The 19,343-nt window shown below is 46.4% G+C and carries 17 protein-coding genes; 2 read left to right on the top strand and 15 right to left on the bottom strand.

Features of this window, described 5'->3' with window-relative positions:
- Positions 1 to 3 precede the first annotated feature (3 nt).
- Positions 4 to 1,407 (bottom strand): polysaccharide deacetylase family protein, encoded by a 1,404-nt coding sequence (locus tag QF041_RS27595; RefSeq protein WP_307416381.1) that lies wholly within the window; start codon positions 1,405 to 1,407, stop codon positions 4 to 6.
- Between the two features lie 174 nt (positions 1,408 to 1,581).
- Here QF041_RS27595 and QF041_RS27590 point away from each other — a divergent pair, with 174 nt between their 5' ends.
- Positions 1,582 to 2,778 carry an AI-2E family transporter gene (locus tag QF041_RS27590; RefSeq protein WP_307416380.1) on the top strand — a complete coding sequence of 399 codons (1,197 nt, stop codon included), beginning with the start codon at positions 1,582 to 1,584 and terminating at the stop codon, positions 2,776 to 2,778.
- On the opposite strand, the gene QF041_RS27585 is transcribed toward QF041_RS27590, so the two are convergent.
- From QF041_RS27585 to QF041_RS27520, 14 genes are all read right to left on the bottom strand, one after another.
- Positions 2,757 to 4,496 (bottom strand): peptidoglycan D,D-transpeptidase FtsI family protein, encoded by a 1,740-nt coding sequence (locus tag QF041_RS27585; protein ID WP_307416379.1) that lies wholly within the window; start codon positions 4,494 to 4,496, stop codon positions 2,757 to 2,759. The two genes, QF041_RS27590 and QF041_RS27585, sit on opposite strands and share 22 nt — an antisense overlap.
- A gap of 195 nt (positions 4,497 to 4,691) precedes the next feature.
- Positions 4,692 to 6,980, bottom strand: coding sequence for a methyl-accepting chemotaxis protein (locus QF041_RS27580; protein ID WP_307416378.1), 2,289 nt, complete (start codon positions 6,978 to 6,980; stop codon positions 4,692 to 4,694).
- Positions 6,981 to 7,214: 234 nt separating this feature from the next.
- Positions 7,215 to 8,543, bottom strand: a complete 1,329-nt coding sequence (locus QF041_RS27575; protein WP_307416377.1) for a peptidase U32 family protein — start codon at positions 8,541 to 8,543, stop codon at positions 7,215 to 7,217.
- Positions 8,544 to 8,560: 17 nt separating this feature from the next.
- Positions 8,561 to 9,490 (bottom strand): peptidase U32 family protein, encoded by a 930-nt coding sequence (locus tag QF041_RS27570; RefSeq protein ID WP_307416376.1) that lies wholly within the window; start codon positions 9,488 to 9,490, stop codon positions 8,561 to 8,563.
- Between the two features lie 14 nt (positions 9,491 to 9,504).
- On the bottom strand, positions 9,505 to 10,545 hold the full coding sequence (gene mltG, locus QF041_RS27565; RefSeq protein ID WP_307416375.1) for an endolytic transglycosylase MltG: 1,041 nt from the start codon (positions 10,543 to 10,545) through the stop codon (positions 9,505 to 9,507).
- 76 nt (positions 10,546 to 10,621) lie between these two features.
- The gene (locus QF041_RS27560; RefSeq protein ID WP_307416374.1) at positions 10,622 to 10,936 is read right to left on the bottom strand and encodes a DUF1292 domain-containing protein; all 315 of its coding nucleotides are present in this window, start codon (positions 10,934 to 10,936) and stop codon (positions 10,622 to 10,624) included.
- Complete coding sequence (locus QF041_RS27555) at positions 10,937 to 11,236, bottom strand: DUF1292 domain-containing protein (RefSeq protein WP_017686820.1); 300 nt, start codon at positions 11,234 to 11,236, stop codon at positions 10,937 to 10,939. It lies immediately after the preceding gene.
- Between the two features lie 12 nt (positions 11,237 to 11,248).
- A complete protein-coding gene (gene ruvX / locus QF041_RS27550; protein WP_062835871.1) occupies positions 11,249 to 11,665 on the bottom strand; it encodes a Holliday junction resolvase RuvX in 417 nt (138 codons plus the stop codon).
- Between the two features lie 128 nt (positions 11,666 to 11,793).
- Positions 11,794 to 12,054 (bottom strand): IreB family regulatory phosphoprotein, encoded by a 261-nt coding sequence (locus tag QF041_RS27545; protein ID WP_036616950.1) that lies wholly within the window; start codon positions 12,052 to 12,054, stop codon positions 11,794 to 11,796.
- Positions 12,055 to 12,296: 242 nt separating this feature from the next.
- Positions 12,297 to 14,927 carry an alanine--tRNA ligase gene (gene alaS, locus QF041_RS27540; RefSeq protein ID WP_307416373.1) on the bottom strand — a complete coding sequence of 877 codons (2,631 nt, stop codon included), beginning with the start codon at positions 14,925 to 14,927 and terminating at the stop codon, positions 12,297 to 12,299.
- 435 nt (positions 14,928 to 15,362) lie between these two features.
- Entirely contained in the window at positions 15,363 to 16,430 is a 1,068-nt protein-coding gene (locus tag QF041_RS27535; protein WP_307416372.1) for an AI-2E family transporter, read from the bottom strand.
- Between the two features lie 295 nt (positions 16,431 to 16,725).
- The gene (locus QF041_RS27530) at positions 16,726 to 16,935 is read right to left on the bottom strand and encodes a hypothetical protein (protein ID WP_017686815.1); all 210 of its coding nucleotides are present in this window, start codon (positions 16,933 to 16,935) and stop codon (positions 16,726 to 16,728) included.
- 10 nt (positions 16,936 to 16,945) lie between these two features.
- Positions 16,946 to 17,467, bottom strand: coding sequence for a PRC-barrel domain-containing protein (locus QF041_RS27525; protein WP_017686814.1), 522 nt, complete (start codon positions 17,465 to 17,467; stop codon positions 16,946 to 16,948).
- A gap of 164 nt (positions 17,468 to 17,631) precedes the next feature.
- Positions 17,632 to 18,783 carry a cysteine desulfurase family protein gene (locus QF041_RS27520; RefSeq protein ID WP_307416371.1) on the bottom strand — a complete coding sequence of 384 codons (1,152 nt, stop codon included), beginning with the start codon at positions 18,781 to 18,783 and terminating at the stop codon, positions 17,632 to 17,634.
- A gap of 132 nt (positions 18,784 to 18,915) precedes the next feature.
- Between QF041_RS27520 and QF041_RS27515 the strand changes: the two genes are divergently transcribed.
- Entirely contained in the window at positions 18,916 to 19,290 is a 375-nt protein-coding gene (locus QF041_RS27515) for a hypothetical protein (RefSeq protein ID WP_307416370.1), read from the top strand.
- The last annotated feature ends 53 nt before the right edge of the window (positions 19,291 to 19,343 follow it).

Below are 19,343 nucleotides of genomic sequence, written 5' to 3'. Positions count from 1 at the left end.
CTTTTAGTTCCGCTCTGGCAGTATCTCTTGTTCAATTAACAACGATTCATCTCTGGATTCTTCTACCGTTGCTGCCACCTGCATCATATGTTGACCGTAACGTTCCAACAGTAGATCCAGCGGCATGGCAATCATCTTGGGTACCAATTGTTCTGCACGCTGTTTCAGGCGTTTGGTTCCGGCAGGATGGATCACACTTAAGAGCAGTTTCAGGTATACTTTAGATGCAGCACTGAACGGTCCAGGAGGCAATTCTTGTATGGTAAATCCGAATTTTTCCGGACCTCTGTTAATCATACTCACACCGTATATGGCCTTGGCAGATTGTAACTCAGGTTCGAGTGCCACCATGCGTGCCAGATCCGGCAATTGCTGTTCCATGGTCCGAATCATGCGAATAGCCAAATGCATACTGGAACGTGATGTCACTCCAAGTTCAAACAACTTTTGATTGTCAAAATGCAGTTCTATCACCGGATCTCCATTTTGAATGACATGGCCGTCATTCATCTCCACCCGTGCTCCGTGATATACACGTGATCTGAAGTGCAGCATGGGGTCCTCTGGCGAAGCCGTCCGTAGATGATATACCCAGTGGAACAACTTCTCCCAGCCCAGCCATAAGGCAACAACGATTCGTTTCCATAGCTTCAATGGTGTCTGTAATTGCGTTTTGTTCTGAGATTCGCTCACTGTGATACCTCCCATCAACGTATCAACGCGTACGCTTTGCAGGCCTAGCCGTTCAGCTTCCTGCAAGACGACTTCCAGCGCCTGAAGCATCTGCTCCGGCGCGTGTGCATCAGCACCAAGGGTCGTTCCTCGATCATGCAGCAACATGACCTCTCCGCCTCTCAGTTCCTTCAGCATCCGTTCGGTCAATCTCTGGGCACCTACTCGGCTTCTCCAGTCTTCAAACATAGAAGACCACAGTACAATCTTTCGTTCTTTCTTGCTGAAAAAATCAAACAAATTCATAATCCCCCACGGTGGACGATAATAACAAGTCTTCACGCCGGTTACTTCATGAATAATCTGACCTGTTCGCTGAATCTGATCTCGAACGGTACGTGGCCGCATGAGCCAGTTCGTCTTGTGAATATAATTATGAATGCCAATAAGATGACCTTCCTCATGTATGCGCTGTATGAGTTCAGGATGACTCGCTGCATGTTCTCCAACGACAAAAAATGTGGCTTTTGCTTGATGCTGACGAAGCAGATCGAGCAATCTCGGCGTATAATGTGGATCTGGCCCATCGTCAAATGTTAATGCAAATTGTGTATCACTTCTTCCCCGTCGAAATACACGAAAACCAAAAAGCCTGCTGATCAAACTTGGAATAAAGGCGTAAAAAGATGAAAGATACAATAACCACAGTAAAATACTATGAAGTATCGTTGTCATGTTGCAAGCTCCCCACTTCTCCTGCTGAATTACGGTGCACTATGGCACTATCTAAAATAAACCGCCTTTAATTTTATCATAGTTCAGACTTTTCTTGAATCCTGTTTTCCCAAAAAGATAGCTATCGTGTACAATAAATACAATCTAATTATTGCCATCAAAGGAGCCATGTCCATGCTACCGCTTTACAAAAAATACGGGCGAACCGTCTTTGACATCGCGTTGCTCGTATTAACCGTGTATGTGATCATGTACGGTTTCAGTCAATTATACCATGTGGCTGCACCGGTCTTTCTATCATTCATTGTGTATTGGATGATTGAACCGCTGGCCAAATTTTTACATCGCAAAGGATTGCCCAAGACACTTGGAGCCGCCATCTCCGTCTTGTTGTTTCTTGCATTAATTGTCGCTGCCTTTTTTGGGGTAGGCTTGATTATCATTTCACAAATTTCCAATCTTCAAGATAATTTCCCTGTATACATTGAAATGATACAACGTGAATTCACCAATCTGGTGTTATTCATTCAGGACAAGTCAGACGCTCTCCCTGATGGAGTTATGGAAAAAGCGAATGATTATTTTGCAACACTGACCGGGTTCCTGTCCAAATGGGTAACTAGCGGCGCGCAATTCGTCGTAGGTTTCCTCAGTTCATTCTCTTCGTTTATTACGAACTTCGGAATTGCGATTATTCTGGCATTTTTCCTCAGTATCGAGATTGAATCCTGGCGCAAGTTCGCCCGTGCGAAAACGCCCAAAACATTAAAGTTAGCTATTGAATTCATGCGTAATCACGTGTTCAAGACAATCCGCTCGTATCTGAAGGCACAGATGATCATGATGCTCATTACATTTGTATTGATTTATGCAGGTTTGTTGATTTTGGGAACCTCTAATGCCTTTACCATTGCAGCAGTCTGTGCGGTTTTTGATCTGGTACCATTGCTTGGCGTTCCTGTTGTGTTTATTCCATGGATCGTCTACTTATTCATTATTGGCAATAGCAGCCTGGCGATTGGCCTGATTGTGATTCTGGCAGTGACGATGCTGACACGGCAGTTGCTGGAACCGAAAATATCGGGTAACTCGATTGGTGTATCTTCGGCGTACTTGATGCTTTCGTTTATGCTGATCTCGCTTTCGATCTTTGGCCTGGCTGGTGTAGTGTTATCTCCAGTGCTCCTGATCCTTCTGAAAGAACTGTTACAACAAGGGTACCTGCAAAAGTGGATTCACCTGCCAAAAGATGAATTTGAGTCCTCTCCATTAGTGATGGACCCACCTGTGAATAAGGCCTCATCGAATTCTGCCGAATCTACTGTACAACGTCCCGTTTCTGCGAAGAATCATGAGGACTCAGCCAAGTAGTCCATCACCTTCCTGAAGAGAGCCGTCGCCTGATGTTGGCTGCCAGGAGAGACATTTTGAACAAGAACAGCTACAGCATATTTGGGTTGTTCTACCGGTCCATAACCAATGAACCATTGATTGTTGCGCTTCTCTCCATGTTTCTGTACCTGAGCTGTACCTGATTTCCCTGCAACATGCCACCGTGCACGCTGCAGGGATTTTCCTGTTCCCTCACGAACTACCTTATTCATCCAGGATAACAGTTTATGCGCTGTTGCGGGAGCAATCTGTCCTGATGCTGAAGGTGAATCATGCAAGGGCATCTCCAGCATGGTGCCACCATCCGCATATCGGATGCGCTTAACGAGACGTGGGGCACTAACCTTTCCATCATGTAACAATGTAACGATCAGATTGGCAGCTTGCAGCGGTGTGACCAAGACATCGCGCTGACCGATTGCTGTCTGTATTTTCGCACCTTCATCAGCATCAGTAACAGCCTCTGTTCTCACACGCCCTTGATCCTCATGATCAAAGTGTCGTAACACGGGCATTCCTGCCATCTGCTTCCCCTCCCATCCAATCGGACGCGCGAGTCCCAGACGATCAGCCGTGTTCTCCAGTTGTTCCATACTAAGCCTGCGCGCCGTTTCCGCGAATACGATGTTGCAAGACTCAGCGAATCCTTGCTCCAGATTCAGGTCTCCATGTCCATGCTCCTTCCAGCAAGACAGCCCATATCTTCCGTACTCACCACCGCAATGGAATTCTTCTCCGTTAGAAACCGCATGATACTCCAAAGCAGCAGCGGCAGTGACAATTTTGAAAATGGAACCTGGTACGGCTCCCTGTACTGCACGATTCCCCCAGGACGATTCTTTAGGGTTCACATGTTGTGGCTGATAGAAAGGGCGGGAGATCATGGCGCGAACATCTGCATTAGCGGCATCTAACACAACAATGGCCCCTTCCTGTAATCCAGATTCTTGCGTCAACTCCTCCAACCCACGCTGTAACTCAGCATCCACTGTGGTTTCTACACGTAAAGGATAATGGCTATTGGTCGGTGCAATGACATGCGGCTGAATATCAGGGATAATCTCTCCACCACCCGAGACCATGCGTGATACAAGCGTAGGGCCAATTCCCCTTAATAGGGGTTCAAGTGTCCTCTCCAGTCCAGCTGCCCCTGATTTCATGGCAAATGGCTGTTTCACTTCATCCTGATGCCCAGTTAGAACTTTGGAGGACTCAGGCTGTTCAGCCAGATAACCCATCCATTGCATTCCTGTATGCCCCTGAAGATACCTTGTCATCATTGGATAAATGCCAGCTCCTTGCAGGTGCAAACTACGTAGACGCTCCACCTGGGCAGCGGTCAAATGAACAGGTTGATGTGTACCTGCTGTCCAGAAATGAAGTATACTTTCCTGATTCCATTCCTTCTTCAATTGATCCAGATCGGTATGTAATATAGCTGCCAACTGTGTCATCTCGGAGCCTTCTAATGCCCCTTGCTTGCGTAATTTCTCTAATGGACTTGCCTGTGGAAAAAGAACCAGCCCCCATTGCAGCTTACCGGTCAACGCCTCACCCTTGTAATCCGTAAATTGTCCACGCCCCGGGTCAAGCATCACCCCGCGTTCACGCTGCAATACAGACATTTCACGTACCGTTCGGTGTAATCCAGGCATCGTCTGATTCACCTGAACGATCTGGACCCATCCCAATCGCAATATAAGCAATCCAAAGACAAGAGTTAGAAGAATACAAGTTATATAGATTCGCCGTTTCGCAAGGAGATGCATCCCAATCTCACCTTTTGTCGTTTTGACCATATTATTGCTGATATGACTTGGGATTATCCGGTAAACAAAAAGAAAACCTGTCCCATGTGCGGGGCAGGTTCTCCTCATTTCAACCTTGGCTTGTTACACCGTAAAGCGTGACAAGGTTTCTTTCAGTTCAGTGGACACATTCTCCAGTTTGCCAGATAGATTGACCAGCTGGTTACTGATATTTTGCTGTTCACTGCTCAAGGAAGCTACTTCTTGGGACGTTGCAGAAGATTCTTCAGCTACAGCGCTGACATTGCTCATGGCTTCAGACAACGTACCTTGGGATTGGCTTAATTCTCCAATAGAACCTGTCACCATGCCCAGACGTTCCACAAATGCACCCATCTGTTCCTGTACGGAAGCAAAGATGACGTTGGTATCTTTAACCGCATCCATCTGTTCCTTGAATAATGGATAAGCTGCAGACAAAGCATCCACGGTCTCATTCATTTCAGTCATGATTTTGTCTGTGATCTCTCCAACCATCTCAATGGATTGTCTGGATTGAGCCGCAAGCTGACGAACCTCATCTGCCACCACCATGAATCCGCGTCCGGCTGCACCGGCACGTGCTGCTTCAATGGTCGCATTCAGGGAAAGGATATTTGTCTGTTTCGTTATGTTTTGCAGCACTTCAAGCACTTTCAGAACAGAGGATGTGCTCTCTTTCAGCGAATCAACCTTATTCACCAGTGCACCAATCATTTCTTCTGTCTTCTGGGTTTTGGTCATCAACTGATTCAGATGTTGTGTTCCTGTCTGACTGGACTTCTCTACATGACGAGCAGAATCACCCATCTGTTCATTAGCAGCGATTACACTCTGCATCTGACGAGAGATATTGTCAGTTAATTCATTACCACGTTCCGCTTCGGTTGCCAAACTGCCTGCACCGCCTGCGATCTCCTCTGTAGCTACAGCGATCTCCGAAGCAGATACAGCCGTTTTCTTGGATGCACTGCTCAGCTCAGAGGCTGTATCCAATACTTCCTGCGCAGAACGATTGGTTTGTTCAACCAGCTTAGTAATCTGCTCCATCATCAGATTGAAGGCAGATGAGAGCTGACCAATTTCATCTTTGGAGCTATATGGTGTACGAACTTTAAGATTACCTTTCGCACCTTCCTGCATCAGGTCTTTCAATCTGCCAAGTGGACGAGCGATCATACGCACCATCCAGATCCCGATCAATACTGCAATCCCCGCATCAATCAGCGCCATCCACAGGGTCAGAGTCAGAATGCCTTTTGCGTCCTGAACCAAAACAGAGGTAGGTATCATACCAACCAGTTTCCAATTGGCTGTATCCATCGTACTGTATACAGCCAGCATTTCCGTAGATTTGCCATCTACCGTATACTCCGTATTCGTGCTACCTGCTGGTTCGGTCAACTCTTTGACAAATGCAAGCTCTGTATCTTGTCCTGTACGATCCGAGATGGAGGATGCAACCACTTTATTATCCGGAGCAATCAGTTGAAGAATAGCTCCTGGCCCCAGATCAAGCGATTTCAATTGTTCCTCCAAAACTTCCAGTTTCAGTTCAATAACCAGAACATAAGACTGGGTCGTTCCCTGCAGGTTTTTCATGGAACGTGCAATTTTAAACGTTGGGGTTGAGCCATCTTCCTTGACCTCTGTTGGAAGCCAGCGATAACCGCCCGCCTCAATCAACTCACTGTACCATGTTTCCTGGCGAATGTTGCCCATGGATGAACTGTTGCTACCTGTACCCATAACGGACTTCGTATCGTCCGTAGGTACCAAATAAATCGCTTCCATAGATTTATTTGTAAATGCAACATTGGACAGTTGCTTGTTGATAGAACTTGAGTTTATGAATGTATCGTACGCAGTCAGATTTTGATCTGACATTTTTTGTAGCAAGGACTGCATTTCTGGATCAAAGAAAATCTGTGTGGATGTATCCACAAATCTCTCCAAAATAATGTCCATTTTTTGTTTGGTCTGATCAATGGTCTCCTGATTGGCACGTGAGGCATTTTTCTCTATCGTACCCTTGGCTTTTGAATAGGATAATAGACCTAAACTTACTACAAAAATCATAATTCCCGCAAAAAAGATCAAGAACAGTTTAACCCCTACGGATTTAACCGGATTTGCCTTCTTAATCTGTTGGAAAGAAGAACCTCCAAGGTTTTTCCAATCCCGGTTTCTAAATTGTTTCTTCACCCAATCAGTCTTGATCCAGCCCAGCTTGAGCTTGCTGCGGTCAATCTTAAACAATCTTTTGCCACTGCCTGAGGTTTTGCTTTTGACTACTTTTTCTTTCTTCACTTTCTGAACCTTCTCAGGATTAACCTGCTCGGCTTTTGTCACTTGCTCCCCACTGTCTTTCTGCTTCTTTTGAACCAATCCCATTCACCTGCCAGTAATTTACTTGTTAGATTTTTCTTTCTCTCCCCTATAAATATGTAGTATTCGACAGCTTTCTTCGTTCCCCTTTCACTTCCCAGAAATATTTTACAACTTTATTCCTATTTTTCTATAAAAAAAAGACCCCCATCTGCCGATAAACGGAGGTCCCCATTTAAAATTCATAACACTATTTTGTTAAATCATAATACAATATTGACACATTATAGGTATTTGAGCCTACTTCTTTTTTCTCATCATATCGAAGTACGAAACCGGTTGATCTACCTTCATTTTAATCAGTTGCAACGGGTGACGGGCTGCATCGAGAACATTGCCTTCTTCATCCTGTATTTCACCGACGACCTGTTTGAAAAAGTGACCTCCCGGACCGAAAAATTCGATTTCCTGCCCTGGTTTGAAGTGATTGCGCTGTTGAATGGTTGCCATTCCTGTTTCAGCATCATACCCCATGACCAAGCCAGCGAAGTCAAAAGGTACAGCCTTTTCTTCCGGTTCATAGATATGATCTTCATGGTCTGGTGTGTCATAGAAAAATCCGGTATTCAACGGACGATTTGCCGCTTTGTTCAATTCTTCAACCCATTCAGGTTTCAGAACATAATTTTCCGGGTCTGCCATATAGGCATCAATGGCTTGACGGTATACATTAACCACAGTTGCCACGTAGTGGATCGATTTCATACGTCCTTCGATCTTGAAACTGTCCACACCCACATCAATCAACTCGGGAATATGGCCAATCATGCACAGATCCTTAGATCCCATGGAGAATGAATTATCCTGTTCCTGGAACAGGGGAAGCTGATTCTCACCCAGTTTGAATGGCGCAGGTGCCTTCATCTGCATGTCCTCTTCGCTAACCCACACCGTATCTTCTCTCGCATCCTCGAACAGATCATACTTCCAGCGACAAGACTGGCAACAGCCGCCCCGGTTGGAGTCCCGATCCGTAAAGTGATTGGAGAGCACGCAACGTCCGGAATACGAGGAACACATCGCCCCGTGAATAAAGGCTTCAATTTCGATATCCACATTTGCCTTGATCTCTTCAATCTCTTCGAAGCTGGTCTCACGTCCGAGAACAACACGCGGGAGTCCTTCATCTTTCCAGAACTTCACGGCTTGCCAGTTGAGTGTGGATTGTTGAGTACTTAGATGTACCTCAAGGCCTGGCACAGCACGAAGGGCTACTTCAATAATAGCCGGATCAGCTACGATGATCGCAGAGATTCCCGCTTTATAGAGGTTTTGCAGGTATGTTTCGATACCCTCAACATCCTCATTATGTGCATAGATGTTTGTCGCTACGAACACTTTGGCTCCATACTTTTTGGCAAACTCCACACCTTCACGCATCTCTTCAAAGCTGAAGTTATCCGCGTTGGAACGGAGTCCATAGGCCTGTCCACCGATATATACGGCATCTGCGCCGTAATGGATCGCAAATTTCAGTTTTTCCAGATTACCCGCCGGAGCTAGCAGCTCCGGTTTGTCCAGACGGTTACGTTTACCCGAGAACTTCCGCTGTACCGCCACTGTTTCCATTCTGTTCACCTCGTCTATTAATACACTTGTTCTTTATAGAAAAATCCAAACGATAATTCACGTTCAGGGTCCTGTAACTTCCGTACCTCAGCGAGCCACTCTTCAGAGAACTCATATGCATCAGAATCGGCTATATAACTGTCAATCGCTGTCCGATATGCACGTACAACAGCTTCATTGTAGGTAAGTGATTTTAAGATACCTTCGATTTTGAAACTGTGCACACCCGCCTCCATCAACAGATGAAGATCTTCGAGGATACATATATCCTCTGAGCTCATAATGTGTGTACCGTTAATATCCTCGTAGATCGGGAATTTCTCATCCCGGCGTTCAGCCTCGATCAGGAACAATCCCCGTTCTTTACCCAGATGTCCCTCAACCGGCCGCCCTTGATGAGCCATATAACTTTGCACCAGACTGCGCTTGGAATGATAAATATTCGTCATGCCATGCACCTGAACCTGAGCCTCCACCTTCAAAAAAGGAACCATTTCCGTCAACTCGTCCATATTCAACTCTCGGGCAAGTACAACGCGACTAGCTCCCTTGGTTCCCCAATAGTTGGCCGTCGCATAGTTCGTTGAAGTCATCTCCGCATTCCAGTGCAGCTTCACATGTGGCGCGTATTCCTTCATGGTGGCCAGCACGGATGGATCATTAAACTCCACACCATCAATACCGATTCTGCCAAGTGCTTGAACATATTCAGGCAATTCTTTCAACAGTTCGTTGGACATCAGATTAGTCATGGATACATACACACGCGCCTGATGTTTGGCTGCAATGGCAACCACCTCTGCTGTCTCTTCCACGCTAAAGCTTCCTGGAAGACGCATGCCGAATCGATCATCTCCAATGACCAAAGCATCTGCTCCCGCCTGAAGCAGCACTTCTGCCTCTTTCACATTCGCTGCTGTAACGAGCAGTTCATGTTTCTTACTCATATAATCCCCTCCGCTTATTGCGCAGCCTTACTTTTGGCTATATTTTGCTGGTGTTCCTTATACGTTTTGGCAAATAGATGTCCAGACGAGCCATCCTTTTTTGTCACATAGAACAGATACTCCGAAGCTTCCGGATTTAGCGCTGCCTCAATGGACGGAAGACTTGGACTGGCAATTGGACCGGGTGGCAAGCCTTTGTTCAGGTACGTATTATAGGGACTTTTCACCTTTAGATCCTTGAAAAACAATCGTTCCTTCGGTCTGTCGAGCAGATATTGCACGGTAGCATCAATCTCCAGCTTCATATCCTGATTGATCCGATTGTAGATTACACCTGCAACCAGAGCACGTTCCTCGTCCACTACAACTTCTTTCTCCACGAGTGACGCAATCGTCAGCAGTTCATGCAGGGAAAGGTTCTTTTCCTGGAGCTTGGCTTCCAAATCAGGAATGGAATTAATCTTGGTCTGGAATTCTTCCAGCATCCGTTGCATCACATCATGCGTGGAACTTCCCTTTTTCAGCTCATACGTCTCCGGGAATAGATACCCTTCCAATACGTAGCGAAGTTCTTCATCCACTGGAATATCTTTGATGATATCTACATCAAAGGCCGAAGGATCATTGGCCAGCTTGATGAATTCATCCCGATCTACAACATGCTCATAAGAAAGCTTACCCGCCATTTGCAGAACGTTATAACCCTCCGGAATCGTAAATTTCACCATTTCCTCCGGTACAACTTCACCACTACTCAGCTTGCTAACAATCTCATCATATGTCACGCCAGGATTCATAGAATATGTACCCGCCATGAAATTAGAACCTAGTTTCTTCCACTTTAAATACCCTTTGAAGGTTAACCCGCTTCGAATGAGGCCTTCTTCTTGAAGCAGATCCGCGATTTTCGAAGTTCCCGATCCGCTCTTAATCTCGAATACGACCGGTTCTGTAGATGCTTCTACAGGACGCATCATACTCCATACGTAACCGCCTGCGCCTCCGGCAAGAACTACAATGATAAGCAGTATGACTACTATTGCTTTCCCTTTCAAATAAGAAACAACTCCTTTACACAACCAAAAAGAGCGGACTTCTCCGCCCTCCCGGTTTCTTCAATTTGAAGCTGATTTAATCTTCGTCAATGGGGAGTGTACACTCATCATACAGTTCCGAGATGTTCTCCCACTCATCATCATCGTCGATCGTAACTAACTCTGGCATGATCTGGTCTTCACTTCCAAGTGATACCCGCAAAAGTTCAACCTCGTCATAAGGTCGCAACGAACTGCGGAGCACCGCGTACTGCTGACCGTTCACTTCGAACTCAGCCAACAAGTCATACGGTTGTGATTTACCGTTCTCTTCCTCGAGCTCAACATGAGCACCGAATGCCAGACGCAGTGAATCTGTCCATTTCAGGTCTTTGCGGCTATATTCCGTCATTTAGTTCGCTTCCTCTTCATCTTCAGCAAGAAATGTATTAAACGTCTCCTCGACGATATCCCATTCGGCATCATCTTGGATGACGAAAAGTTTAATATCGTCGCCCTCTTCTTCATAACGGAATGCATATACATCCGTTTCGCCATCTTCAGGTTCAACCGGAGCAACCATCATGTACTTGGCCTCCGAACCATCTACTTCAAACTTCATGATGACTTCAAATTCCTCTTCATTACCCTCGTCATCCGCAATGTAAATAATTTCCGCTTCTTCTTCCATACCCAGTTGATCTTCAGCCATTGTTGATCCCCCTCACCTTCTACTATTGGCATCCAAATAATTTTGCAAAATCAAGCTTGCGGCCATTTTGTCCACAACCTGCTTGCGTTTTTTCCGACTGACATCCGCTTCGATCAGCGTACGTTCTGCTGCCATGGTTGTCAGCCGTTCATCCCAAAGGTGAACAGGTAAATTCAGTTCATCCCGCAGGCGTTCGGCAAAAGCAATGCAGATCTCACCGCGCGGTCCTACGGTGCCGTTCATGTTTTTGGGGAGTCCGACTACGATCTCACTTATCTCATGCTCACGCACAAGTTCGGCAATCCGAGCGAACTCGCCTTCATCACGGCGGCGTTCTAGCACTTCCAATCCCTGGGCAGTCCAACCGAAGGCGTCACTCGCGGCAACTCCGATTCTTCGGTCCCCATAGTCCAAACCTAATATTTTCATCCATGCTCTCCCATCCTGGGGCCTGCTCAGGTCGATTACAAATAATCGCCTTCTCAAGCTTCAGGCTGTCTTCTGTCGGTTCATTTCCCGCTGCCTGCAAGGCTGCAACACAGCGGAAGCGGCGTACATTACCGGTGATTGGCCAGATAGGAACGTACAAGCTCTTCAATCAGCTCATCGCGCTCCTTTTTACGGACCAGACTACGTGCGTTGTTGTGACGAGGAATGTATGCCGGGTCTCCAGAAATCAGATACCCAACAATCTGGTTGATCGGATTATACTCCTTATCGACCAATGCATCATATACCGTGAGAAGAATCTCTTTGGATGATGCTTCCTGTTCGTCACCTTTCACATTAAATTTAACCGTCTTATCCATGGAGTCCATTGATGACACCTCGCTCCTGCATGAACATGGGGACCATGTCCTGCCGAATTGATTTCTGTTTATATAATAACATATTCTGACTGCCACAAGTAAACAAAGGATAAGGCAATTGTGTTTTTTGCTTGTCCTTTACTGGCTTCAGCATATTGCATCATTCGATTCCACACGCTCTCGGGTACAAAAAATAAACGAACAGAACCATTTCGATTTATTTTTTGACGATTGAAAGCCACTCAATGGATTTATACATTATGCCCGCTAACCAGCGAAACCGCCAGTTTCAGCGCTTCATCCAGCTTGGTCGCATCCTTACCTCCGGCTTGCGCCATATCTGGACGTCCACCGCCACCGCCGCCGCATACTGCTGCGACTTCTTTGACGATTTTGCCTGCGTGTAATCCTTGTTTTACTTGTTCAGCAGGTACTGCTACAACAAAATTCACTTTGCCGTCCGCTGGAGCACCCAATACGAGTACCGCGTTAGGCAATTTTACTTTCAACTCATCTGCCACTGTACGCAGCGCATCCATGTTCGGAGCATCTACGCGTGTTGCCAGCAACTGTGTATTTCCTGCTTGTACCACTTGATCTGTCAATTGACCCGCTTCCATGGCACTCAGCTTGCTTTGCAGGGATTCAGTCTCTCTGGCTGCTTCTTTCAGTTGTTGATTCAGACCTTCAATCCGTTTAGGTACATCAGCCACATTTGCTTTGAGCAGTGCTGCTGATTGTTTAAGCAGTTCCAACTGGCTTTCCACATACAGATATGCGCCGCGGCCAGTTACAGCTTCGATCCGGCGTACGCCGGAGCCAATTCCGCTCTCGCTCACCAGTTTGAAGATTCCGATCTCTGAAGTATTATTTACGTGACAGCCGCCACAAAGTTCCAAACTGTAGTCTCCGACTTGAACAACACGTACAATATCTCCATATTTTTCGCCAAACAGGGCCATGGCACCCATTTCTTTGGCTTCATCAATACCTTTCAGTTCGATGTTCACGTTCAGACGATTCCAGATCTGTTCATTCACCTGACGTTCAATCTCTGTCAACTCTTCCGGCGTAATACTACCGAAGTGAGAGAAGTCAAACCGCAGACGTTGTGGCTCTACGAGCGATCCTGCCTGGTTTACGTGTGTTCCGAGCACATCTTTGAGTGCCTTGTGCAGCAAGTGGGTAGCCGTATGGTTTTTGATAATGTCGCCACGTTTTGCTGAATCCACTTCGGCGTTGATCACATCACCTACACGCAGTTCACCAGACTCCACATTCACCAGATGTACATGTTGTCCAAGTGGAGCTTTGAACAAACCTTGTACTTTCGCTGTTACACCAGCACCTCGCAGTAAGCCCTGATCACTCACTTGACCGCCACTTTCCGCGTAGAACGGAGTCTTGTCCAGAACAACCTGACACGTCTGTCCTTCGCCTACAGATTCAACAAGGGCGTCACCAGCTACGATGGCTACCACTTTTGCTTCCGTCAACAGGTCAGTATAACCAACAAACTCGCTTTTAACCTCCAGGTCAGCAAGTGGTCCGCCTTGAACTTTCATGCTCTCGTTCTCTTGGCGCCCAGCACGTCCAAGCTCACGTTGTTTCTGCATGGAAGCATCAAAACCTTCACGGTCCACAGTCAGACCATGCTCTGCTGCATAATCTTCTGTCAGGTCAAACGGGAAACCGTACGTATCATACAGTTTGAAAGCTTCAGGTCCGCTAATAACGGTGCGTCCTTCGGATTTGGCTGTGCCGCTGATATCAGCCAGAATAGCCAGACCATCTGTGAGTGTTTCGTGGAAACGCTCTTCCTCGGTTTTGATTACTTTGGCGATGAACTCCTGTTTGTCTACTACCTCAGGGTAGTACATGCCCATCACTTCACCAACGGTTGTTGTCAATTCATACAGGAATGGACGGTCAAGTCCAAGTACTTTTCCATAGCGAACTGCACGGCGAAGCAAGCGACGGATGACATATCCGCGTCCTTCATTACTTGGCAGAACGCCATCCCCTACTGCAAAAGCAACCGTACGGATATGATCGGCAATGACTTTCAATGCAACATCAATCTCGACGCTGTCGTTATATTTCACACCCGCAAGAGCGGCTGTTCTTTGAATCATCGGTTGGAACAGGTCTGTGTCGAAGTTGGAATCCACATTTTGCAGAATGGAAGCAAAACGCTCCAAACCAGCACCTGTATCAATGTTTTTGTTAGGAAGCGGTGTGTAGCTACCATCTTTGTTATGGTTGAACTGGGAGAATACCAGGTTCCATACTTCCAGATAACGTTCGTTTTCCCCACCTGGATACATTTCAGGATCACTCATGTCGTTTCCGTAAGCTTCGCCGCGATCATAGAAGATCTCGGTACAAGGTCCACATGGGCCTTCGCCGATATCCCAGAAGTTTTCATCCAATTTAATGATACGCTCAGCAGGCAGTCCTACTTTTTCGTTCCACAGTTTGAAAGCTTCTTCATCTTCTGGATATACCGTTACGGAAAGACGTTCCGGATCGAATCCGATCCACTCTTTGCTGGTCAAGAATTCCCACGCCCATGTTACGGTCTCTTCCTTGAAGTAATCTCCAATAGAGAAGTTGCCAAGCATTTCGAAGAACGTATGGTGACGACGGGTTTTACCAACATTCTCGATATCATTGGTACGGATACATTTTTGGGAGTTCGCAAGGCGCGGGTTCTCTGGCTTCTCACGTCCGTCAAAATAAGGTTTGAGCGGTGCCATACCCGCATTGATCCACAGAAGGGAAGGATCGTTGTGAGGCACGAGCGATGCGCTCGGCTCGATTTTGTGACCTTTACTTGCAAAAAATTCTATCCATTTGGACCGGATTTCACTGGCTTTCATACTGGATGCCCCCATTAAATTATAATAGTCCGTTGCGTATTCGCTCCGGTTGGTCAACATTGATTTTTTAAAAATAAACACAAAAAACGCCCCTGAATAATCAGGGACGATGTTATCGCGGTACCACCCTGGTTATTGCTGTTTATCCCTTGCTGCCCGGACAAACAAACAATCTCCTCGTTCATGCGAAATAACGGTCGCTCCCGGCAGGGTTGTCCTGCACTCCGAAATTAGCTTTCCGCCGCTTCATCTTTCAAGACTCTTCCAGCCATCAGTTCAGGCTCACCCTGATCCGAAGAAGTCTATTCTCTGAGGAAAGGAACCCTCGGCGTACTTTATTTCATCATCGATTTCATGTTCTCAACATACACACTCATTATATCGGTAGCACAAGCGGGTGTCAACGCGGCCGCGTTGATGTTTTAACCCTGTTATTTAGTCGGTCCTTCGTTTGATGTAATAGGCGAAAAAGTGCTGCACAATCACCTTCAGTACGGCAAAAACAGGTACTGCCAGAATTAAACCTACAATGCCTGCCAATTCACCTCCGACGAGCAGCGCAAATATAATCGACAGTGGATGCAGATGCAACGTACGTCCCACCACCTGAGGAGAAATAACGTTACTCTCCAACACCTGGCACAGTGTGTTCACAATGACAACAAGTAGTACCATTTTAAACGATACGGTTGATGCCATGACCACAGCAGGAGCAGCTCCAAGGAACGGCCCCAAGTAGGGCACAATGTTAAACACAGCTACAATGCTTGCAAGCAGCAGGGCATACGGCATATCAATGACGATATAACCAATGTAGGCAAAGATACCAACAATGACACAGACAATAAACTGTCCCCGAATGTAGTTCCCCAGTGCAGTATCGATCTCTTTCATCACCGAGACAATCGCTTTTCGACGTGAACGCGGAAGATACGCCACAATGGTGCGCTCGAATACCTCAAAGTCTTTTAACATATAAAAGATCAGAAATGGCACGATAAACACATTGAATAACACATTAATGGTCGCCCCGATATTGTCCATTAACACGGTAATTCCCTGAGTTAGTCGATCCTCCATCTGAAAAAACCAACTGTTCATGCCTGTTCGCACACTTGGCGGCATTAATTTGTGATCCATATTGTTCATCAGGCTCTGTGCACGCATGGACAGTTCCGGCATATGCTCGTTGAGTTCCCCCAGCTGTTCAATCAATACCGGAATGACATTCATCAGAATGACACCGAGGCAGGTCAGGAAAAAGGCATATATGAGTAGAACCGCAATTGTACGCGGCACCTTGCGCCCTCCCAGCATGCTGACAATCGGATTAAGTACATAGGATATGATAAGGGCTACGATAAAGGGTGCCAGCACTGTTTTCAGGAACGCATATGTGTGAAGCAGTAAAGGCCGCAGCAGCCATATAAAATATAAAATGATCAATCCGAGCAGCAGCCAGATCGCGTAACGGAACAGCTTGTTTTTGGTTAATTGCTCCACTTGCATCTCTCCTTTTGGACTGGCTCTGAGAGTCAGTATATGTAGGAAAGGTAATATTTATTAACACAGCGCAGAAGTGGAAAGGAGCAATCCGAACATTTTTTCTTAAACCAAAAAAAACGCCTCCTTCATCAGAGAAGGAAGCGCATTTTGCAGTACGGGTTAGCATATAATCATACATACACCAGCCGAACCACTATGTAACCGCATCTATATACATCTGCCAACAATTATCGACAGCCTCTCATGGCAGACATTGTCATGAAACCGCATATAGAGGAAGTTATCCTGCCTATTAAGAAGAAGCGTGAAGATGAGGGAAGTCTTGTGGCAGCTCGTCCCCGAAAAACAAATCATCCAAAGAGCTCAGCGTACCGTCTTCTTCCACCTGATATACAGACATTTTCTCACCGTTCACCGTTAATTCGATAAAGCATCCCCAGCAATAAAACTGGTGGGAACCAATTTTCCCGATATCTTTGGAACTACAGTTTGGACATTTCATATTCATTCACCTATCCATTAACAGAATGAATGGCATTTTCCAAGCGTTGTTCACTCAGAGACGGCACCATAATGGCACTTTCCCCGATGGACATATCGCTTGTACATGGCAGCCATTTGCGGCCCTCGATCAGATCGGACACAAAACCGTCCGTAATTTCAATCCCTATTATTGTATTTCCCAACTCTTGGTCAAAATAAACATCGGAGACACGCCCAAGCAGCAAACCTTCTTCGGTGAGCACGGACATCTCCTTCAATTTAGACCGACCGAGGAGGTACGTGTATTTTATGTCGTCGGCTCCCGTCTTGCGGACAGCCTGTTGATTACGGATCATGACGGCATCTTCGCCGTAGGCAACGATATCTTGCCACTGCACGATTTTGACATGATTGGTAAACAGACCTTTGTTCTCAAGCTCAATGCCTTCGATCTCCCAATCATCATTCACAATGAAATCCTGGATTTTACCGACCTGCTTCCCGTCCTCAACATCAAAAACGGCAAGTCCGATCATTTCCTGAAGCTTCATCGCTGGGTCCCCCTCATCTTCTTATCATTAAATAGGCGCGGCGCTATTGCTAGGTATGCCCAAAGTTGATGAGTGGCAATCAGACGCCGATCATCAAAACCGCTTCTATCCAACCGATGAAATGGAACTTCTTCCCTCCTTCTGTTCCATGTGTAAAGTTCCCCTTAGGGTCTATTACGCAGTCGTCCAAGAATGGTTCCAATTTTTTCGGCGGTTATCATGATTTCTTCCGTAGTATTACCCAATCCCCAGCTAAATCGAATCGCAGAGTGTAAAAATGTTTCAGGCAATTTCATCGCTTTGAGCACATGAGAGACTTCAAGTGAACCGGAAGTGCAGGCAGAACCGCTTGCAACAGCAATTCCTTCCATATCCAGATTCATTAACATCGTCTCTGTGGACACTTCCGGAAAGCTGATATTCAGGATGTTTGGCAGCGTATGCTCCAGGTGTCCATTCACGTGAAAGTGCTCCGTACCCACATGAATTTCAAGCTGTTCCAACAAAAGTTTACGCAATTCCAAATCATGCTGGCGATGCGCCTCCGTCTGTGCTGATGCAATCTTGAGAGCCTCTGCAAATCCGGTAATACCTGCGATATTTTCCGTACCAGCGCGACGCTGACGCTCTTGCAACCCACCGTGAGCTCTTGCTTCCAGCACAATTCCTCGCCGTACATAGAGTGCACCCACGCCCTGAGGTCCGTTGATTTTATGCGCAGAGAAGCTGATCAGATCCACAGGCAGATCCTTACAGGAAATATTCTGACTGCCCAGAGCCTGAACTGCATCGGTATGGAAAAGGATATTATGCTGACGGGCAAGCTCACCCACCTCGCGGATCGGCTGAATCGTGCCTACTTCATTGTTGGCATACATCATGGTGATTAACACCGTATCCGGTCGAATGGCCTCTCGCAACTCATCCAGATTTATTCGTCCATAATGATCAACAGATAGATAGGTTACTTCATAACCTTGCCGCTCCAATTCCTGACATGTATGCAAGACAGCATGGTGCTCAATTGCGGTCGTAATGACGTGTTTCCCCTTATCCTGCCTGGATGAGACTGCTCCAAAGATTGCCAGATTGTCGCTCTCCGTGCCACCTCCGGTGAATACCAGTTCGTCCGGGAAACAGCCCAAAGACGCCGCAATGACATCCCTTGCTCCGCTGACAGTCCGTTTGGCCTCACGCCCAAAGGCATGGATACTTGATGCATTGCCAAATTGTCCTGTCATGACGTTCATCATCGCTTCTGCGACTTGTGGATGCATAGGTGTCGATGCGGCGTGATCCAAATAAATTCGTTTCATTTATCTTCACCCCGTTATATGTTAAATTTCTATCTCATGGCAAACTGTCAAAATTGGAAACTGAAACGGATGCTCTATTGTCACATCTTCGTGTATAATGTTCTATATCCATTTCAAAAAGGAGAGAGAGACATGAGTGATCCCATTCTCGGGCAGATTCTGAATCAGCTTCAACAAATGGACAAACGATTCGACAGCATTGATGGACATCTTGGAAAAATAGACCACCGGCTTGATGCTATGGAAGAGAGGCTCGGTGCCGTAGAGAGCAGACTAGACACTTTCGATGACAGACTTAATGCCATTGAGGAACAAACTAAAAACATTCCGCTTCTTCAACAAGCTGTTCTGGAAACATTGACCGTTACGAAACGTCTTGACGCTTCCCACTCTGCCTCTGAACGCAAAGTAACTACCGAATTGAATACCCATCAGCACAGCATTGATATTTTGAATCGCCGTCAGTTACGCATGGAAGCTGATATAGAAACCTTAAAAAGTCGCTGAGTTACAAGTTATCCAGTTAAGTTAACACTTGACCATCTTGTAAATCCCGCGGC

It is taken from the genome of Paenibacillus sp. W2I17 (assembly GCF_030815985.1).
In the GTDB taxonomy this organism is placed as follows: Bacteria; Bacillota; Bacilli; order Paenibacillales; family Paenibacillaceae; genus Paenibacillus.
This window is presented reverse-complemented; position numbering and strand designations above follow the sequence as displayed.